This window comes from Pseudomonas sp. NPDC079367, assembly GCF_044542195.1.
GTDB lineage: Bacteria > Pseudomonadota > Gammaproteobacteria > Pseudomonadales > Pseudomonadaceae > Aquipseudomonas.
This window is the reverse complement of sequence record NZ_JBITTW010000040.1, coordinates 38636-57402: the sequence shown is the minus strand read 5'-3', so window position 1 is coordinate 57402 and position 18767 is coordinate 38636. Positions and strand designations below refer to the sequence as shown.

The window sequence follows — 18767 nt, the reverse complement described above, 5'->3', positions numbered from 1 at the left end:
CGCAAATCCAAAGAAAAATAGAAATACTCTGCTCTGCAAGAAGAAGGCGTAAAAACCGTGCGTTCGCTGGCAGACATCGGCAAGGCCCTGGCCGAGCTGACTGGCTGGGAAGTGAAGAAGTAAGCTTCGGCTGACTTTTTAGCTCCAGCAACAAAGGCCACCTTCGGGTGGCCTTTGTCGTTTCAGAGCAGCGGCAAGCCTCAAGATGCTAGCTGCAAGATGGAAGCTTGCAGCTCAAAACTTGTAGCTTGCAGCTGCTTTTCTTATGTAAACGCGACACTGAAACGTCGCGTATCGGATAGTTCGCCCTCCAACAGTGCGTTTGCAAGCCAGATTCGTTAGGCTAGCAGCCATTTTTGCGTCCGCCGCCCACAAGGCAGCTACGCGCTTTAAGGGTCAGTCCCATACGGATCGACAGCATTTCCCTAATCCAACAGGGCAATCCCCCTCTAAATTCCGATTTCAGTAGTGTGGTATTACCTTAATGAAAGTTTTGAAAGGTCAGGACATCCTGGCGCTTGGTTTTATGACGTTTGCCCTGTTTGTCGGGGCCGGTAACATCATCTTCCCGCCGATCGTCGGCTTGCAGGCCGGCCCCCACGTGTGGATGGCTGCGCTGGGCTTTCTGATCACCGCTGTAGGTTTGCCGGTGGTCACTGTAGTGGCGCTGGCCAAAGTTGGCGGCGCGATGGATGCGTTGAGCAGCCCGATCGGCAAAATCGCTGGCGGCATCCTCGCGGCGGCGTGCTATCTGGCTGTCGGCCCGCTGTTCGCCACTCCGCGTACCGCGACCGTTTCCTTCGAAGTGGGTCTGGCGCCGTTGACCGGCGAGAGTCCGCTGGCGCTGTTCCTCTACAGCTCGGTGTACTTCCTGCTGGTATTCTTCATTTCGCTCTACCCTGGGCGTTTGCTGGATACGGTGGGCCGTTTCCTCGCACCGCTGAAAATCATTGCGCTGGCAGTACTGGGTATCGCCGCGTTCGCCTTGCCGGCGGGTGACATCGGTCACGGCACACCGGAATACGTCGCTGCACCGTTCTCCCAGGGCTTCATCAATGGTTACCTGACCATGGATACTTTGGGCGCGCTGGTATTCGGCATCGTCATCGTCAACGCGATTCGCTCCCGTGGCGTCGAGTCGCCGGCACTGATCACCCGATACGCGATCATCGCCGGGCTCATCGCCGGCGTGGGTCTGGCACTGGTCTACGTCAGCCTGTTCCGCCTCGGTTCCGGCAGCCACGAAGTCGCGGTCGGTGCCACCAATGGCGCGGCGGTGCTGCATGCTTACGTGCAGCACACCTTCGGTTCGCTGGGCAGCGGTTTCCTTGCGGTGCTGATCTCGTTGGCGTGTCTGGTCACGGCGGTCGGCCTGACCTGTGCTTGCGCTGAATATTTCAGCCGTGTGCTGCCTCTGTCCTACAAGACTCTGGTGATCATCCTCGCAGCGTTCTCGCTGCTGGTCTCCAACCTCGGCCTGACCAAGCTCATCGCCTTTTCGATTCCGGTGCTCACGGCGATCTATCCGCCGTGCATCGTTCTGGTCGCGCTGAGCTTCTGCAAGGATTTCTGGCATGAGCACGGGCGTATTCTTGGCCCGGTGATGCTGGTGTCATTCGTGTTCGGCACCATCGACGCGTTGAAGGGCGCCGGTCTGGCCGAGCGGATGCCGGCTCAGTTGACCCACCTGCCGCTGAGCGAGCAGGGTCTGGCGTGGCTGGTGCCGTGCGTGATGACTCTGGTGGTGGCCGTGGTTTGCGACCGCCTGCTCGGCAAGCGCAGCGAAGCCACTGCCTGACGTGGTTTGACCCGCCACAAGTGGGTTCGGCACGGTTAAACAGAAATGCCCCGTATCAATCGATACGGGGCATTTTTTATGCGCGTGAGGCAGTGTCTTTTTTGCTGAGCTAACGTCGAAAGAGTTGCCTGGTCTGCATGTGGGAGCGAGCTTGATCACTCCCACAGGTTTTTCCGATGTACCGCGCCTCATCACAAGGAATTGCATGTCGTTCATCCAAGCCAATCTCATCCACCTGCTCGCCGCCGTCTGGTTTGTCATCTGCTGGGGCGGCTACACCCGTTACGCCACCTGGAAGGCGCGCGATACGGCATGTCTGGCCAGCGTGTTGCACCTTTACCGCGAAGACTGGATGCGCCGCATGTTGCTGCGTGACAACCGGATCGCCGACGCCAGCGTGATCGGCAATCTGGAACGTAACGCCTCGTTCTTCGCTTCCAGCACGCTGATCATCCTCGCCGGTATTCTCACCGTACTCGGGGCGTCGGAGCGGGCGGTATCGTTGCTGGCAGATATTCCGATGGTGCAGCAGGCTTCGCAGGGCATGTCGGAAATCAAATTACTGTGTCTGGCCCTGGTGTTCGTCTATGCGTTCTTCACGTTCAGCTGGTGCATGCGCCAATATAACTTTGCGGCGATTCTGGTCGGTTCAGCGCCGATGATCGGTGAGCGTCAAGTGACCGAGCAGGAACGCAAGGCCTTCGCTTCGCGTGCGGCACGGGTGATTTCGATGGCGGCCAACCAGTTCAACTTCGGCCTGCGTTCCTACTACTTCGGCATGAGCATGCTGGCGTGGTTCGTCAGCCCGTGGTTGTTCATGATCATGAGCGCGGGAGTTGTGGTGGTGTTGTATCGCCGGGAGTTTCATTCCGACGTTCTCGATGTCATGGTCTATACCCCTACAGAGGCGCCCGTCCCTGAGACAAACAAAGAGGCTGTTTGATGAGTATTCCGTTCTGGTGTGTGTTTATCAGTGCTTTATTGATCTACGTGGCGCGCATGCCGGTGGCCAAGGCCATGAAGGAACAGGGAGGGTATGACAATCATTTGCCGCGGCAGCAACAGGCGCAATTGACCGGGTTCGGTGCGAGGGCGCTGGCGGCCCATCAGAACAGCATCGAAGCGTTTATTTTGTTCGCCGTCGGTGTGCTGATGGCGCACACCACGCAAACCGCAGGCTGGCTGATCGATGCGCTGGCGATCATCTTCGTGATCTCGCGGATCTTGTATCTGTGGTTCTATCTGGCCGACCTGCCGAAGTTGCGCAGCCTGATGTGGCTAGTTGGCTTTGTCTGTTCGTTGTCGTTGATGATTAGTCCGACTTTTAGAACCGTGTTGCTATAAACCGGTAAATCGCAGACAAAAGAAAACCCGCACTTGGCGGGTTTTCTTTTCACACCAGAAAGCTTATTGCTTTTTGGCGGCTTCTTCTTGAGCAGCGGCGTTCGATTCAGCCTGAGCTTTGGCAGCTTCGGCGTTTTCTTTTGCTGCGTCGTTCACTTTATCCTGAGCTTTGTTCATGTCTTGCTGAGCTTGCTCAGCATGTTGGTTGGCATCTTGAGCTTTGTCCTCGGATTTTTTATCGCAGGCAGCGAGACCGAGGGAAGCGGTCAACATCAAGGCAATAGCTAAAGTCTTACGCATGGGGTGTATCTCCTTATGGAAAATAACTACTGGCCTTAAGAACTCGGCGCTACGGGTTAAGTTCCTCATTTGTTTCAGATATATAAGTTTGTTTTATCACGGAACTTTTGCCGTTTTTCTCACTACTGGCACAAGGCCCAAACGCGAGTAATTATCACATGGCCGTAAACCCCGTTTTTGAGCGCGCGACGCGCTTTTTATCGGCATTGCGTCACTGTCAGGTCTTGGGTCTGCAGGTGCACAGTGCCTCGAGCGCAGGTCTGACGGTGATCCTGCCTTACAGCGAAAAAATCGTCGGCAATCCAGAAACCGGAGTCATCCACGGTGGCGCCATCACTTCGCTGATGGACACCGCATGCGGTATGTCGACCTTGTGCGTGCTGCCGGAGTTCGAAGTCTGTCCGACCCTCGATCTGCGCATCGACTACATGCACGCCGCCGAACCGCACAAAGCCGTGTACGGCTTTGCCCAGTGCTACCGCGTCACCACCGACGTGATCTTCGCCCGAGGCTTTGCCTACCAGGACGATCCCGAGCAGCCAATCGCTCATGTCGTCGGCACCTTCATGCGCATGGGCGTTGGTCTGAAGGGCAGTAAGGGCTTCGCCGGCGCGATCAAGGGAGCCAGCCAATGAGCAACGATCTCAGGGAGCAGCTGCAACAAGCCCACGCGCAGGGCGATTACGCGCCGCTGCTGGCATTGATCCCTTATGCCGGGCTGATCGGTATTGAGTGCTCGCGAGTCGGCGATGAGCTGCTGTTCAAGCTGCCGGCGAACAAGGACAACATTGGTAACCCTTTATTGCCGGCGATTCACGGCGGAGTGATTGCCGGTTTCATGGAGCTGGCCGCGGCCCTGCATTTGCTGATCTTCACCGGCACGCCGGGTGTGCCGAAGATCATCGATTTTTCTCTCGATTACCTGCGCGCCGGGCAATTTCGCGACACTTGGGCCAGGTGTCAGGTCTGTCGTCAGGGCCGTCGCGTGGCCAACGTCGCGGTCACGGCGTGGCAGAGTACCGAGGGCGAACCGATCGCCACCGCCCGTGCGCATTTCAAAATCGACGAACCCTTGAAATCCTGAACAGCGCCCCAAACTCAGATGACAACCCGCCGCCGACCACTCGGGTCGCGGCCACTGCCATCTGATTGGAGTTTGATGACCATGAGTGTGGAAACTCAAAAGGAAACCCTGGGCTTCCAGACCGAGGTAAAGCAGCTGCTGCACCTCATGATCCATTCGCTGTATTCGAATAAGGAAATTTTCCTTCGCGAATTGATCTCGAACGCCTCTGACGCTGTCGACAAGCTGCGCTTCGAAGCCCTGGCCAAGCCTGAGTTGCTCGAAGGTGGCGCTGAGCTGAAAATCCGTGTGAGTTTCGACAAGGACGCCAAGACCGTTACCCTCGAAGACAACGGTATCGGTATGAACCGTGACGATGTGATCACCCACCTGGGGACCATCGCTAAATCCGGCACCGCCGATTTCATGAAAAACCTGTCCGGTGATCAGAAGAAAGATTCGCACCTGATCGGCCAGTTCGGTGTGGGCTTCTACTCGGCCTTCATTGTCGCCGACAAGGTTGACGTTTACAGCCGTCGCGCTGGCACCGACGCCAGCGAAGGCGTGCACTGGTCGTCCAAAGGCGAAGGCGAGTTCGAAGTCGCTACGATCGACAAGCCAGAGCGCGGCACCCGCATCGTCCTGCACCTGAAGTCCGGTGAAGACGAATTTGCTGATGGCTGGCGTCTGCGCAACATCATCAAGAAGTACTCCGACCACATCGCTTTGCCGATCGAACTGCCGAAAGAAGTCACTCCGGCCGAAGGCGAAGAGGCTCCAGCCGTTGAATGGGAAACCGTCAACCGCGCCAGCGCCCTGTGGACCCGTCCGCGCACTGAAGTCAAAGACGAGGAATATCAGGAGTTCTACAAACACATTGCTCACGACTTTGAAAATCCGCTGTCGTGGAGCCACAACAAGGTTGAAGGCAAGCTCGAGTACAGCTCGCTGCTGTACGTGCCGGCTCGCGCGCCGTTCGACCTGTACCAGCGTGAAGCGCCGAAAGGCCTGAAGCTGTACGTGCAACGCGTGTTTGTAATGGATCAGGCCGAGTCGTTCCTGCCGCTGTACCTGCGCTTCATCAAAGGTGTGGTCGACTCCAACGACCTGTCGCTGAACGTGTCGCGTGAAATCCTGCAGAAAGACCCGATCATCGATTCGATGAAGACCGCGCTGACCAAGCGCGTGCTCGACATGCTGGAAAAACTGGCGAAGAACGAGCCTGAGCAATACAAGGGCTTCTGGAAAAACTTCGGTCAGGTCATGAAAGAAGGCCCGGCAGAAGATTTCGCCAACAAAGAGAAAATCGCCGGTCTGCTGCGTTTCGCATCGACTCAAGGTGACGACGGCGAGCAGAGCGTCGGTCTGGCTGACTACCTGGCCCGCGCCAAGGAAGGTCAGGACAAGATCTACTACCTCACCGGCGAAACCTATGCGCAGGTCAAGAACAGCCCGCACCTGGAAGTCTTCCGCAAGAAAGGCATCGAAGTGCTGCTGCTGACCGATCGCATCGACGAGTGGCTGATGAGCTACCTCAGCGAATTTGACGGCAAGACCTTCGTCGACGTGGCGCGTGGTGATCTTGATCTCGGCAATCTGGACTCTGAAGAGGACAAGAAAGCCGCAGAAGAAGTCGCCAAGTCCAAGGAAGGCCTGGTCGAGCGTCTGAAAACCGCGCTGGGCGATTCCGTGGCTGAAGTCCGCGTGTCCCATCGTCTGACCGATTCGCCGGCCATTCTGGCCATCGGCGATCAGGACCTGGGCTTGCAAATGCGCCAGATCCTCGAAGCCAGCGGGCAGAAAGTCCCGGATTCGAAGCCGATCTTCGAATTCAACCCAAGCCACCCGCTGATCGAGAAACTCGATGGCGAGCAGAGCGAGGAGCGTTTTGGCGACCTGTCGCACATCCTCTTCGATCAGGCCGCGCTCGCGGCGGGCGACAGCTTGAAGGATCCGGCCGCTTACGTGCGCCGTCTGAACAAGCTGCTGGTTGAACTGTCGGTTTGATCACGTTGTAGGAAAAACCCGCTTCGGCGGGTTTTTTCGTTCTGGTGTTTACGCAATCAGGAGTCAGAAATGAGCCAAGTCACTGTACGTTCCGTGGTCTATCAGATTGACGGCCAGGCCTATGAAGGTCGCCTGGCATTCGACGCCGAGCACAAGGCTGCGCGTCCGGGGTTGCTGATGGCGCCGAACTGGATGGGCGTCAGCGCCGGTGCTGAAGACATCGCCAAAGCGGTGGCCGCCAAGGGCTATGTGGTGTTGATCGCGGATGTCTACGGCCAGACCGTGCGTCCGCAGAATGCTGATCAGGCGCTGGCAGCGATGATGCCGCTCAAGGACGACCGTGCGCTGTTGCGCAAGCGTCTGCAAGTGGCCTTCGAGCAATTGCAAAGCCAGGGCGAAGCGGCGGTTGATACGTCGAAACTGGCGGTGTTCGGTTTCTGCTTCGGTGGTTGCTGTGCGCTGGACCTGGCCCGCACCGGCGCGCCGGTAAAAGCGGCGGTGTCGTTCCACGGCACGCTGGATTCGCCGAACCCGGCGGATGCGCAGAACATCAAGGGCTCGGTGCTGGTGCTGCACGGCGCGTCCGATCCGTTGGTACCGAAGGAGCAATTGCCGGCGTTCGAAGATGAAATGAACGCGGCGAAGGTCGACTGGCAACTGCTCAGCTACGGCGGCGCGGTGCACTCGTTTACCGATCCGCACGCTAACGTGCCGGGCAAGATGATGTACGACGAAAAGACCGCCAAGCGCGCGTTCAAGTCGATGCATGATTTGCTGGATGAGGTGTTCAAGGGCTGATTTTTTCAGCGTCTGAACTGGTCTCTTCGCGAGCAAGCCCGCTCCCACAGGAGATGTGTGGTGTTAATGGGATTCTGAAAACACCCTCCATCACTGTGGGAGCGGGCTTGCTCGCGAAGGCTGACTTACAGGCGACACAGAATTCAAGGTAGTTCGATCCGCTCGACTTCCCCCGGCACCGTCGGCCAATCCCCGGCTGCCCATTTGCGTCGGGCCTCATCAATCGCGGCCGGATCACTGGCAACAAAATTCCAGTTGATTCGCCTCGGGCCATCCAGCGGCGCGCCGCCGAACACCACGGCGTGCACATCGCTTTCAGCAAACAGGCTCATTTCTTCGCCTGCGGGCAGCACGACCAGTGCATGCGGCTCGATCGCCTCGCCATTCAACTGCGCATCACCGCTCAACACATACACCGCGCGTTCTTCGTGTTCGGCCGGAATCAGCAGCGTCGTCGCAGTCTGCATCTTCAGTTCGGCATACAGCGTAGGAGAAAGCACCGGAACCGGTGATTGCAGGCAAAAGCCTGACCCGGCAATCATGCGAATCTGCACACCGAGGTGATCGCTGACCGGCAGCGTCACTGCCGGGTGATGGCTGTAATGGCCCGGGCCCTGCTCGTGTTTCTTGGGGGAGGCCAGCCACACCTGCAGGCCGTGCAGGGTGAAGGTCTCGGCGAGCAGTGGCGCAGGCGTACGCTCGACGTGGGCGATGGCGCTGCCGGCGGTCATCCAGCTGACATCGCCGGCGCTGACAACCTGGTCGGAGCCCAGACTGTCCTTGTGCTGCAATTGCCCTTCGAACAGATAGGTAAGCGTCGACAGACCGATGTGCGGATGCTGGCGGATGTCCATGCCTTTGCCCGTCGGATAAATCGTTTCCAGCATGTGGTCGAAAAACACGAAAGGCCCGACGTTGCGGCATTTGGCTGACGGCAGCGGTCGCAGGATCGGCTGGCCTTCAACGTCTTCGGCGCGCGGGCGGATGATCAGGAGTGGCGTGTCCATGGTGCATTCCAGGCTGAGCGGGAGATGCCAGAAGCATAACCCGCCGCTGGCATCGGGAGGGCTATTGGCTGTCGAAGCCTTGTGGGGCGTGGGTTTCAATGCTGACTTCGCTGGTGGTCATCAGCTTGTGAATCGGGCAGCGATCAGCGACTCGCAACAGTTCCTCGCGCTGGGCGTCAGTGAGTACCCCTTTGAGCGTCAGGGTCACATGCAGGGCGTATTTGCCTTTGTGCTCTTCGCTGTTGTCGCGCTTCACTTCGACGCCCACGCCGGTCAGCGGGATGTCTTTTTTCTTTGCGTACATCTTCAGCGTCAGCGCTTTGCAGGCGCCGAGGGCGGCGTCGAAGTAGTCGTGTGGCTCTGGCGCGGTGCCTTCACCACCGGCGGTTTTCGGTACGTCGGCAAAGAATTCGTGGTCATCGATCTGGACGGTATGACGAAAACCTTCGGCAGAGACGGTATTGACGGTAACAGTCATGGAAACCTCACGGGCGGCAGGAAAAAGCGTGCGATCAAAACAGACCTTGCAGTTATAGAGCATTCCCGACAGTGGGCGTTCCGCTTTTCGGCAGGGATGAACCCTTATCGTTCGGGCGCGGTCTAGGCTATGCCCATCTGCCGGAGATTACTTGTGTCCTTGTCTCGTTTGAGTCTTGCCTGCCTGCTGCTATTCGCCGGCAATGTAGGCGCCCGCGAATACACCTACAGCGATGCGCACCTGCACTACGTGGATTTCTTTCAGGAAAGCGCCGGTATGCAGAAATTGCTTACGGCCATGAAGGAAAATGCCATCGAACACGTGATGATTTCCGGCATTCCCGTGGCGAAGAAATGGCATGAAGACGAACCCAAGCGCCCGCGCTATTACGCCGGCGATGACGCCGATGCCTATTGGTACAGCGCCACGGATGTGATCATTGCCGACGCGGTGCAAAAACTCGCGCCAGAGCAGCGTCCGTACTTTCATCCATTCCTGTCCGGCTTCAATCCCAACGACAAGAATTCCGCTGCGCACATTCAGCGCATGCTCGACCTGTATCCAGGGTTGTGGCAAGGCATCGGCGAGGTGTTTACCCGGCACGACGATCTGACCGCGCTGACCTCCGGCGACACACCTAGAGCCAACAACGAGGCAATGACCAAAATCTATCACCTCGCCGCTGAAAACGATCTGCCGGTGATGCTGCACTCCAACATCACTTCAAAGCGTGAGAAAAATCCGCTGTATCTGCAGGAAGTCGAAGAGCCGCTGCGCAATCATCCGCACACGCGGTTCATCTGGGCGCACGCCGGCACCAGCGCCGAGATTCATCGGCATCAGACGCAATTGCCTTTCTTGTTACCCACTCTGACGCGCATGCTTGAAGCCTATCCGAATCTGTTTATTGATCTGTCGTGGAGCATGCTCACGCCGTACCTGCTGGACGAGCAGGGCAAGCCGCGCGCGCAATGGCTGGCGCTGGTGGAGAAATATCCCGAGCGCTTCATGCTTGGCTCTGACGTAGTAGGACGATTCAACAAACTCGGTCAGGAAATGCACAGTTACAAGCCGTTCCTCGATGCGCTACCGGAAGGGGTAGCGCGCAAAGTCGCGCGGGATAATTTCCTGGCGACATTGCCGCGCGAAACAGGCAAACCCGCTGAGCAGCGCTGAGCCGTCAGCCCAAGGGTTCGAACTCGCCGCTCGTCTGCCTATCGCCTTTTCGTCTTACGTAATTTCCAGACAATGCCGATACCTTCTAAAGCAACCCGCTGCAGGCTGACGCAGCGCTTTTGGAAGGAGCCAGAGTGATGAATATCCGTAGTCTCAATATTGCCCCGCGCGCCGGTCTCGGTTTCGGCCTGCTGGCCTTGATGGTGTTTGCCCTTGGGGCGTTCGCCTTGCTGCAAATGTCGAACATGCGTGCGCAGTCCGATGAAGTCGACAACAACTGGCTGCCGAGTGTAATGGCGGTCGGGGAGATGAGTCAGGACATGCTGCGTCTGCGCGCGTTGACCATGCGCCTGTTGCTCAACCGCGATGCCAAGGCTCTGGAGCAGAACGTCACCAAGCTCAACGAGCTGCGCAGCGGCTTGACTGAAGCGCAGCAGCGCTATGACGTTCTGATCGCGTTGCCCGAGGAGCGCGCGCTGTTCGATCGCTTCAAGGTTGCCGAGCACAAATATCTGGAGCTGCAGGCGCAAGTCCTACAGCTGTCGGCGCAGAATCGGGTCGCTGAGGCTTCGGCGATCCTCAATGATCAGATGAGCCCGCTGGCCGATGAGATTGCCGTGACTCTGCGCGATCTGGTCGAGATGAATAAACACAATGCCAATCTGGCCACCGAGGCTGCACGGGCGGTCTTCAGCCAGTCGCGGGTGTGGGTCGGGGTGATGATCGCCATGGCCGCGCTGATTACCGTTGGGCTGGCAGTGCTGCTGACGCGCAGCATTGTCGTGCCATTATCGCAATCGCTCAGCGTGGCCGAGGTCGTCGCCAGCGGCGATTTGACTGGCGACATTCACATCGCTGGCGCAGACGAGCCGGCGCGCCTGCTGCAGGCGCTGAAAAGCATGCAGCACAATCTGCGCGATACCATCCGCCGCATTTCTGAGTCGTCCACGCAATTGGCCTCGGCAGCCGAAGAACTCAGCAGCGTCACCGAAGACGCTACGCGGGGTCTGCACCAGCAGAGTCAGGAAATCGAACAGGCCGCCACTGCGGTCAACCAGATGACAGCGGCGGTGGAAGAAGTGGCGAACAACGCCGTAGCGACCTCCGAAGCCTCCCGTGAGTCCGACCGCATCGCCCGCCAAGGGCGCGAGCAAGTTCAGCAGACGGTGACGTCGATCGAGTTTCTCGCCGGCGATGTCACCAATAATGCCGCGCAGGTCGAGGCGCTGGCGCAAAAGGTTCATGGCATCAGCAAAGTGCTGGACGTGATTCGCTCGATCGCCGAACAGACCAATCTGCTCGCCCTCAACGCCGCCATCGAAGCGGCGCGCGCCGGTGATGCCGGGCGTGGTTTTGCAGTGGTTGCCGATGAAGTGCGGGCGCTGGCTCATCGCACCCAGCAGTCGACTCAGGAAATCGAGCAGATGATCGGCGGGATTCAGCAGGGCACCGATTCGGCAGTCAACTCGATGCAGCAAAGCAACGCACGGGCACGTTCGACCCTGGAGCTGGCCAAGGGCGCAGGTTCGGCGCTAGAGGAAATCGCTTCGGCGTTTACCTTGATCAACGAGCGCAATCTGGTCATCGCCAGTGCCTCGGAAGAGCAGGCAGCGGTGGCGCGCGAGGTGGATCGCAATCTGATGAACATCCGCGATCTGGCCATGCAGACATCTGCGGGGGCTAATCAGACCAGTGCGGCGAGTCAGGATTTGTCGCGCCTGGCGGTGGATCTGAATGGAATGGTGGCGCGGTTTTCTGTCTGAGTGAACAGGCGGCGCGACCCTGTAGGAGCTGCGGCACGCTGCGATCTTTTGATGTTGATTCAAGATCAAGGTCAAAAGATCGCAGCCTCGTTTCACTCGTCAGCTCCTACAGGGCAAATAAAAAGCCCCGCATTCGCGGGGCTCTTTAGGTCCAGCAGCAGGATCAGCTGCCTTTGACAGCCTTGCCGTTGACCGTGCCGTCCTGGAGCATGATGTTGTACTCCTTGCCGTCAGTCTCGACCTGTTGCAGACGCACCAGCAGGTAATCCCAATCCTTGGCGAACCAGAGCACGGTGATGCGCTTGCTTTGTGTCGGGTCGCGCACGCGTTCGACCTTGATCGCGTCGATCTGGCCGGCCTTGGTGTCGACCTTTTCCGACCCCAGCACACGGAAGTCGTAGGTATCGACTTCGCCGTCGTCGACGACCTGATAGCTCATGCTTTTCTTGCCGGCGGCGACGTCGTGCTGCAGCGCCAGTTGATAGGTCGATTTGTCGACCATGCCGCGATTCAGCGGGATCTTCACCGCATCGCCACGGTCAGTACCGGTCACCAGTTTGTTGGCCCAGTCGAAGTCCAGATCAGCCTTTTTCGCTTTGCCCAGACCGCCGCGTTCGAAGTGGTAGGACTGTGGCAGCAGGGTGTCCTTGTCCAGCTTCAGGGTGCTTTCTTCGGTCAGGCTGGCGATCATCATCGACGCCTTGAAGCTGAGTTTCCAGACACCGTTGGCTTCCTTGGTCAGGCTGCGTTCGGCGGTGCCGCTCATGGGCAGCTGCTTCCAGTCGGCGGTGTAGCTGGCGGAGAACGGTTGAAGGTCCGCTGCCTGCGCGAAGGGCAGGGCGAGCAGAGCGCAAGCGAAGAGCAGGGCGCGACGCATAATATCTCCTAGTGTCGAATCAAGTGGCCGCTGGCGGCGAGCAGCTGGCCGTCGAGTAAAGCACCCTGTTCACCGAGTGTCAGCCTGCCTTCGGCAAACCAGCGTACCGCCATCGGATAAATCAGGTGTTCCTGAACGTGGACTCGTTGCGCCAGACTCTGCGGCGTGTCGTGCAACTCTACCGGTAATACTGCTTGTACGACCAGTGGTCCGCCATCGAGTTCCTCGGTGACGAAGTGCACGGAGCAGCCATGTTCCGTGTCGCCGGCCTCCAACGCACGCTGATGAGTGTGTAACCCTTTGTATTTGGGCAGCAGTGACGGGTGGATGTTGAGCAGGCGACCCTGGTAGTGGCGCACGAAATCAGCGCTGAGAATGCGCATGAAGCCGGCCAGTACCACGAGTTTGGGGTTGAATTGGTCGATCAGTTCGATCAGTGCGGCATCGAAGGCCTCGCGGCCCTCGAATGCCTTGTGATCCAGCGAGCGGGTGGCGATACCCGCGTCGCGGGCGCGTTGCAGGCCGTAGGCGTCGGCGCGGTTGGAAATCACCGCAGCGATGCGGACCGGGCTTTCGCCGGTCCGCGTGCTGTCGATCAGAGCCTGCAAGTTACTGCCGGTGCCGGACAACAGCACCACGACATCACAGGGCTTCGGCATCAGTGAGCCTTGAGGTTCTTCAGCTCGACCTGCGCAGCGCCTTCGGCGGCCACGGCGATCTGACCGATGACCCAAGGCTGCTCGCCGGCGTCACGCAGGGTGTTCAGGGCAACTTCGACGTGCTCCTGAGCCACGCAGATGACCATGCCGACGCCGCAGTTCAATACGCGGTGCATCTCGGTTTCATCAACGTTGCCTTTTTCTTGCAACCAGTCGAACACGGCCGGGCGAGTCCAGCTGGCCACGTCAACTACAGCCTGTGCGCCTTTTGGCAGTACGCGCGGGATGTTGTCGAGCAGGCCGCCACCGGTGATGTGCGCCATGGCCTTGACCGCGCCAGTGTCCTTGATCAGCTTGAGCAGTGGCTTGACGTAGATGCGGGTCGGGGCCATCAGCAGGTCGGTCAGCGGTTTGCCGTCGAGCTGGGTGTTTTCGATGTCGGCGCCGGACACTTCGATGATCTTGCGGATCAGCGAGTAGCCGTTGGAGTGCGGGCCGGACGATGGCAGGGCGATCAGGGCGTCACCGGTGGCGACTTTCGAGCCGTCGATGATTTCCGCTTTTTCCACGACGCCGACGCAGAAGCCGGCCAGGTCGTAGTCTTCGCCTTCGTACATGCCTGGCATTTCAGCGGTTTCGCCGCCAACCAGCGAGCAACCCGACAGTTCGCAGCCAGCGCCGATGCCGGTCACAACCTGGGCAGCGGTGTCGATATTCAGTTTGCCGGTGGCGTAGTAGTCGAGGAAGAACAGCGGCTCGGCGCCGCACACCACCAGATCGTTGACGCACATGGCGACCAGGTCGATGCCGATGCTGTCGTGCTTGTTCAGGTTCAGCGCCAGACGCAGCTTGGTGCCGACGCCGTCGGTGCCGGACACCAGCACTGGCTGCTTGTAGCCGGCCGGGATTTCGCAGAGGGCGCCGAAACCGCCCAGGCCGCCCATGACTTCCGGGCGCGCAGTGCGCTTGGCGACGCTCTTGATGCGTTCGACCAATGCTTCACCGGCGTCGATGTCTACACCGGCGTCCTTGTAGCTCAGGGAGGGTTGCTTGCTCATGATCCAGGCCTTTAGGGGAGGGGATTCAGGGGGTAACGACCGAGTTCAGCGGGAACATCGAACTCGATGGGCGATCGCCTCACGCGAGTTTCGAGGGGCCCGGCTGTTGCCGGTCTGCGAAGGCGCGCGATTTTATCAGGCTTGAGGGGCAGCGGCCATCCTCGCACCGACGGGCAGGGCCATATCGGCGGAAATTTTTTGCAATCGCAGGCTATGACTGCCTGTATAAGGTGTGGCGATTAACCGTCTATCGTTAGGACTGTGCAAAAACTTACCGCCACTGCGTGAATGTTTTGCCAGGGGTGGGGGTCACAGCCTTGCTCAAACGGTTCACGCGGCGTGTTCCAGCCGCTCCTGTCGACGGGAATTTTCCATGCGTTTTTGTAAATTGTTATTTGTAGGCTGCCTGACACTGGTCAGCCTGGCGAGTCATGCCGAAAACCTCAAAGGTCTCTATCAGGTGCGTCAACCGGTCAGCGGCCAGGCGCCGCAAGAGCGTGATCGCGCCACGCAGGCGGCGCTCGACACCTTGGTGCTGCGCCTGACCGGCGATCCGAAAGCCGCGCAGAACCCGGGGCTGGCGCCGATTCGCAAGGATCCGCAGCAGATCATCAGCCAGTTCGGTTTTGACGCCGGGCCACCGGAAGTGCTGAAAGTCGATTTTGATCCGGCGACCACCGAGCAGGCCTTGCGCCGGGCCGGACTGCCGATGTGGGGCGCCAGCCGACCGTCGATCCTCGGCTGGTGGCTGAACGACTCGACCGAAGGCGCGAGTCTGGTCGGCGACGGCCAGGCCGCAGGCGCAACATTGCGCACGGCGGCGCAGCATCGCGGTTTGCCGCTGCGTTTGCCCCTGGCGGATCTCAGCGAGCAACTGGTGGCCACCGCGCCGGCGCTGGAGAGCGCTGACCCCGCGCCCCTGCGCAGTGCTTCGGATCGCTACAACGCGGACGCCCTGCTGGCGGTGCATGCTCGCGAAGAGGGCGGGCAGTGGCAGGCGAAGTGGCGCTTGTGGCTCGGTGATCAGAAAGAGGCCGGCAGTGTGCAGGGCGCCGATCAGGCCGCCATTGCCGATGCAGTGATGCTGGCGGTGGCCGAGCGTCTGGCGCCGCGATTTGTCGCCAAGCCCGGCGTCTCGGGTCAGCAGACCCTGGAAGTGCAGGGCATGAATCTGGAACATTATGCGGCGCTGCTGCGGTTACTCGAACCGTTCGGCGTGCGTCTGCAAAGCGTGCAGGGCGATCGCATCGTCTATCGGGTCAATGGCAGTGCCGATCAGTTGCGCGCGCAATTGTCGCTGGCGAAATTGCAGGAGCTGCCGGCCGAAGCGCCGGCTCCAGTGGCGCCTGCGCAGCCAACAGTGGAAGGTGCGCCGGCGGTTGCTGCGCCTACCCCTGCAGCAGCGGCGTCGTCGTTGCGGTTTCGCTGGTAAGTCTTTCTTTATATAGAAGCATCAGGAGTGGTAAATGGCCGATACGCGGCGTTGGTTCTGGCTCGGTGGGGTGGTCCTGCTTTGCGCATTTGTATGGTTGCTGCACCCGATCCTCACGCCGTTTCTGGTCGCGTTGTTGCTGGCTTATCTGTTCGATCCGCTGGTCGATCGTCTGGAACGGCTCGGTCTGTCGCGAACCTGGGGTGTGATCGCCGTGTTTGCCTTGTTCACGTTGATCGTCACCGCTCTGATGCTGGTGCTGGTACCGATGCTCGCCAAGCAGTTGCTGCGCCTGTACGAGCTGGCGCCGCAAATGCTCGACTGGTTGCAGCACACCGCAGTGCCGTGGGCGCAAGCGAAGCTGGGGCTGTCGGACGGTTTCTGGAAGTTCGACAAGGTCAAGGCTGCGATCAGCGAGCACATGGGCCAGACCACCGACATCGTCGGCGTGGTGCTGAGCCAGGCAACGGCATCGAGTCTGGCGCTGATCGGCTGGCTGGCGAACCTGGTGTTGATTCCGGTGGTGAGCTTTTATCTGCTGCGTGACTGGGATGTGATGATGGGCAAGATCCGCAGCCTGCTGCCGCGCGATCGCGAAGAGCGCGTGGTGTCGCTGGCGGGTGAGTGCCACGAAGTACTCGGCGCATTCGTCCGTGGCCAGTTGCTGGTGATGGTTGCGCTGGGCGTCATCTACGCCGCCGGTCTGATGCTCGTCGGCCTGGAGCTGGGGTTGTTGATCGGCCTGATTGCCGGTCTCGCGGCCATCGTCCCGTACATGGGTTTTGTCATCGGAATTGGCGCGGCGCTGATCGCCGGGTTGTTCCAGTTCGGTGGCGATCTGTATCCGATGGTCGGGATTGTCGCGGTATTCATGGTCGGACAGGCGCTGGAAGGCATGGTGCTGACGCCGTTGCTGGTTGGTGACCGTATCGGCCTGCACCCGGTGGCGGTGATTTTCGCAATTCTGGCTGGCGGTGAACTGTTCGGATTTACCGGCGTGCTGCTGGCGTTGCCAGTGGCGGCGGTGATCATGGTGTTGGTGCGCCATGTGCATGATCTGTACAAGGATTCCGGGATCTACAGCGGCGTCGACGAACCCGAGCTGTGATGGTGCGGGCGGCCCGGCGCTTGGCCAAGCAGGCCCGTATCGTGCTAACGAGGGCGCCAGAGAAACTGTCACAAAAGTAGTGCGTTAACGCAAACCTTTGATTTTGCTTGGAGTCTGTCGCATTGTGCGCTCAGCCTCGCGGGTATAAACTTCGCCAACTTTACACAGAGGCCACTAACGGTTCCTTTGAGAACTGTTCAGTCAGCATGAAACCGATTCAGCTGCCCCTAGGTGTGCGTCTGCGTGACGACGCCACCTTCATCAACTACTACCCAGGCGCCAATGCCGCTGCACTCGGCTATGTGGAGCGTCTGTGCGAAGCCGACGCCGGGTGGACAGAAAGCCTGATCTACCTGTGGGGCAAACACGGCGTCGGGCGCACGCATCTGTTGCAGGCAGCGTGCCTGCGCTTCGAGCAGATGGGCGAGCCGGCGGTGTATTTGCCGCTGGCCGAGTTGATGGACCGCGGCGTCGACATCCTCGACAACCTCGAACAATACGAACTGGTCTGTCTCGACGACTTGCAGGTGATTGCCGGCAAGGCGGATTGGGAAGAAGCGATGTTTCACCTGTTCAATCGTCTGCGTGACAGCGGCCGGCGCCTGCTGATCGCCGCCTCCACTTCGCCGCGCGAATTGCCGGTGAAGCTGGCTGACCTGAAATCACGTCTGACTCTGGCGCTGATCTTCCAGATGCGCCCGCTTTCCGATGAAGATAAATTGCGTGCGCTGCAATTGCGTGCCTCGCGTCGCGGTCTGCACCTGACCGATGAGGTCGGGCACTTCATTCTCACTCGCGGTACGCGCAGCATGAGTGCGCTGTTCGATTTGCTGGAACAGCTCGATCAGGCTTCGTTGCAGGCGCAACGCAAGCTGACCATTCCTTTCCTCAAAGAGACGCTGGGCTGGTAATGGTGGGCTTTTGCCAGCTTTCAGGCGCCAGAAAATCCACTTGAGCAGTGTGATCCGGGTGACGCACTTAGATGTAAACGCGAAACCGGGAAGTCACATAAAGTTCGATTGAATTTGCAAATGGGTTCGATAGCGGGCATAGTCTCGGCTTCTTTACAACTACCAGCCACGGTCGTGCCCATGCTAAAGCGCTTCGCACCCCTCGTGCCTCTCGCACTCGTTACCCTGTTATTCGGTTGTGCTGCTCATTCTCCGGTTCAAGAGCCGCCGCAACAGGTCAAGAATTCTGCTACTGCCCAGTCTTCCGTTATTTACCAGGAAGAGCTGGACACCGAAAAAGAACTCAACCAGTTCAACGGCAGCAAGCCTTATCAGCTTCCTGTCCTGGCTGACAGCATCCTCGAGCGCGGCATGTCCCTGATCGGCACCCGTTACCGTTTCGGCGGTACCTCTGAGGCCGGTTTCGATTGCAGCGGTTTCATCGGTTACCTCTTCCGCGAAGAGGCGGGCATGAACCTGCCGCGCTCCACCCGCGAAATGATCAACGTTGATGCGCCGCTGGTTTCGCGCAGTAACCTTGAGCCGGGCGATCTGCTGTTCTTCGCCACCAACGGTCGTCGCGGTCGTGTAAGCCACGCCGGGATCTATCTGGGTGACAACCAGTTCATTCACTCCAGCAGTCGTCGCAGCGGCGGTGTTCGCATCGACAGCCTGGGTGATAGTTACTGGAGCAAGACCTTCATCGAAGCCAAGCGTGCACTCGCCATGGCGCCGACCGTGGTCACCGCTCGCAAGTAATCCCGATGTCGCTGCGTTCGCGGCGACAAAACGGCACGGCAACGGAGTAGACCTAAACTTTACAAGGTGAAGTTAAAGTCTTACTTGAAGTTTGCCGCGTAGCCGCTAGAATCCTGAATCTATATTGATGGCAAACCGCCTGCGTGATGACGCAGGCGGTTTTGTTTCTGTCCATTCGGCAGAAAAAGCC

General features: G+C 59.2%; 19 protein-coding genes and 2 pseudogenes. 15 read left to right on the top strand and 6 right to left on the bottom strand.

The genetic code is table 11. The features are described 5' to 3' along the window. Positions 1–21: 21 nt before the first annotated feature. The 4 genes and pseudogenes from ACIGDJ_RS23560 to ACIGDJ_RS23545 form a co-directional block, all read left to right on the top strand. Positions 22–123 (top strand): annotated as a pseudogene (locus ACIGDJ_RS23560) (succinate--CoA ligase subunit alpha); the annotation flags it as partial. A 361-nt stretch (positions 124–484) separates the two neighbouring features. Beyond that, entirely contained in the window at positions 485–1798 is a 1314-nt protein-coding gene (gene brnQ, locus ACIGDJ_RS23555) for a branched-chain amino acid transport system II carrier protein (protein WP_101158690.1), read from the top strand. 205 nt (positions 1799–2003) lie between these two features. After that, entirely contained in the window at positions 2004–2741 is a 738-nt protein-coding gene (locus tag ACIGDJ_RS23550) for a DUF599 domain-containing protein (RefSeq protein ID WP_101158691.1), read from the top strand. Continuing rightward, positions 2741–3142 (top strand): MAPEG family protein, encoded by a 402-nt coding sequence (locus ACIGDJ_RS23545; RefSeq protein WP_101158692.1) that lies wholly within the window; start codon positions 2741–2743, stop codon positions 3140–3142. The genes ACIGDJ_RS23550 and ACIGDJ_RS23545 overlap by 1 nt, the downstream gene beginning before the upstream one ends. A gap of 63 nt (positions 3143–3205) precedes the next feature. Here the strand turns inward: ACIGDJ_RS23545 and ACIGDJ_RS23540 are convergent, their stop codons facing one another. Next, positions 3206–3442 carry a hypothetical protein gene (locus ACIGDJ_RS23540; RefSeq protein ID WP_007959016.1) on the bottom strand — a complete coding sequence of 79 codons (237 nt, stop codon included), beginning with the start codon at positions 3440–3442 and terminating at the stop codon, positions 3206–3208. Positions 3443–3600: 158 nt separating this feature from the next. Here ACIGDJ_RS23540 and ACIGDJ_RS23535 point away from each other — a divergent pair, with 158 nt between their 5' ends. The 4 genes from ACIGDJ_RS23535 to ACIGDJ_RS23520 all read left to right on the top strand — a co-directional run bounded on the left by ACIGDJ_RS23535 (position 3601) and on the right by ACIGDJ_RS23520 (position 7310). After that, on the top strand, positions 3601–4077 hold the full coding sequence (locus ACIGDJ_RS23535) for a PaaI family thioesterase (RefSeq protein WP_397479688.1): 477 nt from the start codon (positions 3601–3603) through the stop codon (positions 4075–4077). After that, positions 4074–4526, top strand: a complete 453-nt coding sequence (locus tag ACIGDJ_RS23530) for a PaaI family thioesterase (protein WP_042607592.1) — start codon at positions 4074–4076, stop codon at positions 4524–4526. The genes ACIGDJ_RS23535 and ACIGDJ_RS23530 overlap by 4 nt, the downstream gene beginning before the upstream one ends. 81 nt (positions 4527–4607) lie before the next feature. Next, positions 4608–6512, top strand: a complete 1905-nt coding sequence (htpG, locus tag ACIGDJ_RS23525; protein ID WP_101158748.1) for a molecular chaperone HtpG — start codon at positions 4608–4610, stop codon at positions 6510–6512. A 69-nt stretch (positions 6513–6581) separates the two neighbouring features. Further along, positions 6582–7310 carry a dienelactone hydrolase family protein gene (locus ACIGDJ_RS23520; protein WP_101158694.1) on the top strand — a complete coding sequence of 243 codons (729 nt, stop codon included), beginning with the start codon at positions 6582–6584 and terminating at the stop codon, positions 7308–7310. Positions 7311–7453: 143 nt separating this feature from the next. On the opposite strand, the gene ACIGDJ_RS23515 is transcribed toward ACIGDJ_RS23520, so the two are convergent. Further along, the gene (locus ACIGDJ_RS23515; RefSeq protein ID WP_101158695.1) at positions 7454–8317 is read right to left on the bottom strand and encodes a pirin family protein; all 864 of its coding nucleotides are present in this window, start codon (positions 8315–8317) and stop codon (positions 7454–7456) included. 61 nt (positions 8318–8378) lie between these two features. Beyond that, positions 8379–8795 (bottom strand): OsmC family protein, encoded by a 417-nt coding sequence (locus ACIGDJ_RS23510; RefSeq protein ID WP_101158696.1) that lies wholly within the window; start codon positions 8793–8795, stop codon positions 8379–8381. Positions 8796–8924: 129 nt separating this feature from the next. Here ACIGDJ_RS23510 and ACIGDJ_RS23505 point away from each other — a divergent pair, with 129 nt between their 5' ends. From ACIGDJ_RS23505 to ACIGDJ_RS23495, 3 genes and pseudogenes are all read left to right on the top strand, one after another. Further along, positions 8925–9971 carry an amidohydrolase family protein gene (locus tag ACIGDJ_RS23505; RefSeq protein ID WP_101158697.1) on the top strand — a complete coding sequence of 349 codons (1047 nt, stop codon included), beginning with the start codon at positions 8925–8927 and terminating at the stop codon, positions 9969–9971. 137 nt (positions 9972–10108) lie between these two features. Beyond that, positions 10109–10879: pseudogene (locus ACIGDJ_RS23500) on the top strand (MCP four helix bundle domain-containing protein); the annotation flags it as partial. Next, positions 10871–11734 (top strand): methyl-accepting chemotaxis protein, encoded by an 864-nt coding sequence (locus tag ACIGDJ_RS23495; protein WP_371918380.1) that lies wholly within the window; start codon positions 10871–10873, stop codon positions 11732–11734. The pseudogene ACIGDJ_RS23500 and the gene ACIGDJ_RS23495, both read left to right, overlap by 9 nt. A 163-nt stretch (positions 11735–11897) precedes the next feature. On the opposite strand, the gene ACIGDJ_RS23490 is transcribed toward ACIGDJ_RS23495, so the two are convergent. Genes ACIGDJ_RS23490 through purM form a run of 3 tightly spaced genes read right to left on the bottom strand, consistent with a single transcriptional unit; the run spans position 11898 to position 14328 of the window. Then, on the bottom strand, positions 11898–12611 hold the full coding sequence (locus ACIGDJ_RS23490) for a DUF3108 domain-containing protein (protein ID WP_101158699.1): 714 nt from the start codon (positions 12609–12611) through the stop codon (positions 11898–11900). An 8-nt stretch (positions 12612–12619) separates the two neighbouring features. Beyond that, entirely contained in the window at positions 12620–13270 is a 651-nt protein-coding gene (gene purN / locus ACIGDJ_RS23485) for a phosphoribosylglycinamide formyltransferase (RefSeq protein ID WP_397479689.1), read from the bottom strand. Beyond that, positions 13270–14328, bottom strand: a complete 1059-nt coding sequence (purM, locus tag ACIGDJ_RS23480; RefSeq protein ID WP_397479690.1) for a phosphoribosylformylglycinamidine cyclo-ligase — start codon at positions 14326–14328, stop codon at positions 13270–13272. Before purM ends, purN begins: the two co-directional genes overlap by 1 nt. A 373-nt stretch (positions 14329–14701) precedes the next feature. Here purM and ACIGDJ_RS23475 point away from each other — a divergent pair, with 373 nt between their 5' ends. The 4 genes from ACIGDJ_RS23475 (at position 14702) to ACIGDJ_RS23460 (ending at position 18577) form a co-directional block, all read left to right on the top strand. Beyond that, complete coding sequence (locus ACIGDJ_RS23475; protein ID WP_397479691.1) at positions 14702–15760, top strand: DUF2066 domain-containing protein; 1059 nt, start codon at positions 14702–14704, stop codon at positions 15758–15760. Positions 15761–15794: 34 nt separating this feature from the next. Further along, positions 15795–16868, top strand: coding sequence for an AI-2E family transporter (locus ACIGDJ_RS23470; RefSeq protein ID WP_101158703.1), 1074 nt, complete (start codon positions 15795–15797; stop codon positions 16866–16868). Between the two features lie 206 nt (positions 16869–17074). After that, positions 17075–17779, top strand: coding sequence for a DnaA regulatory inactivator Hda (gene hda, locus ACIGDJ_RS23465; RefSeq protein ID WP_101158704.1), 705 nt, complete (start codon positions 17075–17077; stop codon positions 17777–17779). A gap of 180 nt (positions 17780–17959) precedes the next feature. Beyond that, positions 17960–18577, top strand: a complete 618-nt coding sequence (locus ACIGDJ_RS23460) for a C40 family peptidase (RefSeq protein ID WP_016773699.1) — start codon at positions 17960–17962, stop codon at positions 18575–18577. Positions 18578–18767 lie beyond the last annotated feature (190 nt).

Excerpts from the sequence above, each read along its gene's own strand:
- ACIGDJ_RS23520 (WP_101158694.1), top strand. The coding sequence starts at position 6,582 with ATGAGCCAAGTCACTGTACGTTCCGTGGTCTATCAGATTGACGGCCAG.
- purN (WP_397479689.1), bottom strand. The coding sequence starts at position 13,270 with ATGCCGAAGCCCTGTGATGTCGTGGTGCTGTTGTCCGGCACCGGCAGT.
- brnQ (WP_101158690.1), top strand. The coding sequence starts at position 485 with ATGAAAGTTTTGAAAGGTCAGGACATCCTGGCGCTTGGTTTTATGACG.
- ACIGDJ_RS23545 (WP_101158692.1), top strand. The coding sequence starts at position 2,741 with ATGAGTATTCCGTTCTGGTGTGTGTTTATCAGTGCTTTATTGATCTAC.
- hda (WP_101158704.1), top strand. The coding sequence starts at position 17,075 with ATGAAACCGATTCAGCTGCCCCTAGGTGTGCGTCTGCGTGACGACGCC.
- ACIGDJ_RS23470 (WP_101158703.1), top strand. The coding sequence starts at position 15,795 with ATGGCCGATACGCGGCGTTGGTTCTGGCTCGGTGGGGTGGTCCTGCTT.
- ACIGDJ_RS23540 (WP_007959016.1), bottom strand. The coding sequence starts at position 3,442 with ATGCGTAAGACTTTAGCTATTGCCTTGATGTTGACCGCTTCCCTCGGT.
- ACIGDJ_RS23515 (WP_101158695.1), bottom strand. The coding sequence starts at position 8,317 with ATGGACACGCCACTCCTGATCATCCGCCCGCGCGCCGAAGACGTTGAA.
- ACIGDJ_RS23490 (WP_101158699.1), bottom strand. The coding sequence starts at position 12,611 with ATGCGTCGCGCCCTGCTCTTCGCTTGCGCTCTGCTCGCCCTGCCCTTC.
- ACIGDJ_RS23530 (WP_042607592.1), top strand. The coding sequence starts at position 4,074 with ATGAGCAACGATCTCAGGGAGCAGCTGCAACAAGCCCACGCGCAGGGC.
- ACIGDJ_RS23510 (WP_101158696.1), bottom strand. The coding sequence starts at position 8,795 with ATGACTGTTACCGTCAATACCGTCTCTGCCGAAGGTTTTCGTCATACC.
- ACIGDJ_RS23505 (WP_101158697.1), top strand. The coding sequence starts at position 8,925 with ATGCCCATCTGCCGGAGATTACTTGTGTCCTTGTCTCGTTTGAGTCTT.
- ACIGDJ_RS23475 (WP_397479691.1), top strand. The coding sequence starts at position 14,702 with ATGCGTTTTTGTAAATTGTTATTTGTAGGCTGCCTGACACTGGTCAGC.
- ACIGDJ_RS23460 (WP_016773699.1), top strand. The coding sequence starts at position 17,960 with ATGCTAAAGCGCTTCGCACCCCTCGTGCCTCTCGCACTCGTTACCCTG.
- htpG (WP_101158748.1), top strand. The coding sequence starts at position 4,608 with ATGAGTGTGGAAACTCAAAAGGAAACCCTGGGCTTCCAGACCGAGGTA.
- ACIGDJ_RS23550 (WP_101158691.1), top strand. The coding sequence starts at position 2,004 with ATGTCGTTCATCCAAGCCAATCTCATCCACCTGCTCGCCGCCGTCTGG.
- ACIGDJ_RS23535 (WP_397479688.1), top strand. The coding sequence starts at position 3,601 with ATGGCCGTAAACCCCGTTTTTGAGCGCGCGACGCGCTTTTTATCGGCA.
- purM (WP_397479690.1), bottom strand. The coding sequence starts at position 14,328 with ATGAGCAAGCAACCCTCCCTGAGCTACAAGGACGCCGGTGTAGACATC.
- ACIGDJ_RS23495 (WP_371918380.1), top strand. The coding sequence starts at position 10,871 with ATGCAGCACAATCTGCGCGATACCATCCGCCGCATTTCTGAGTCGTCC.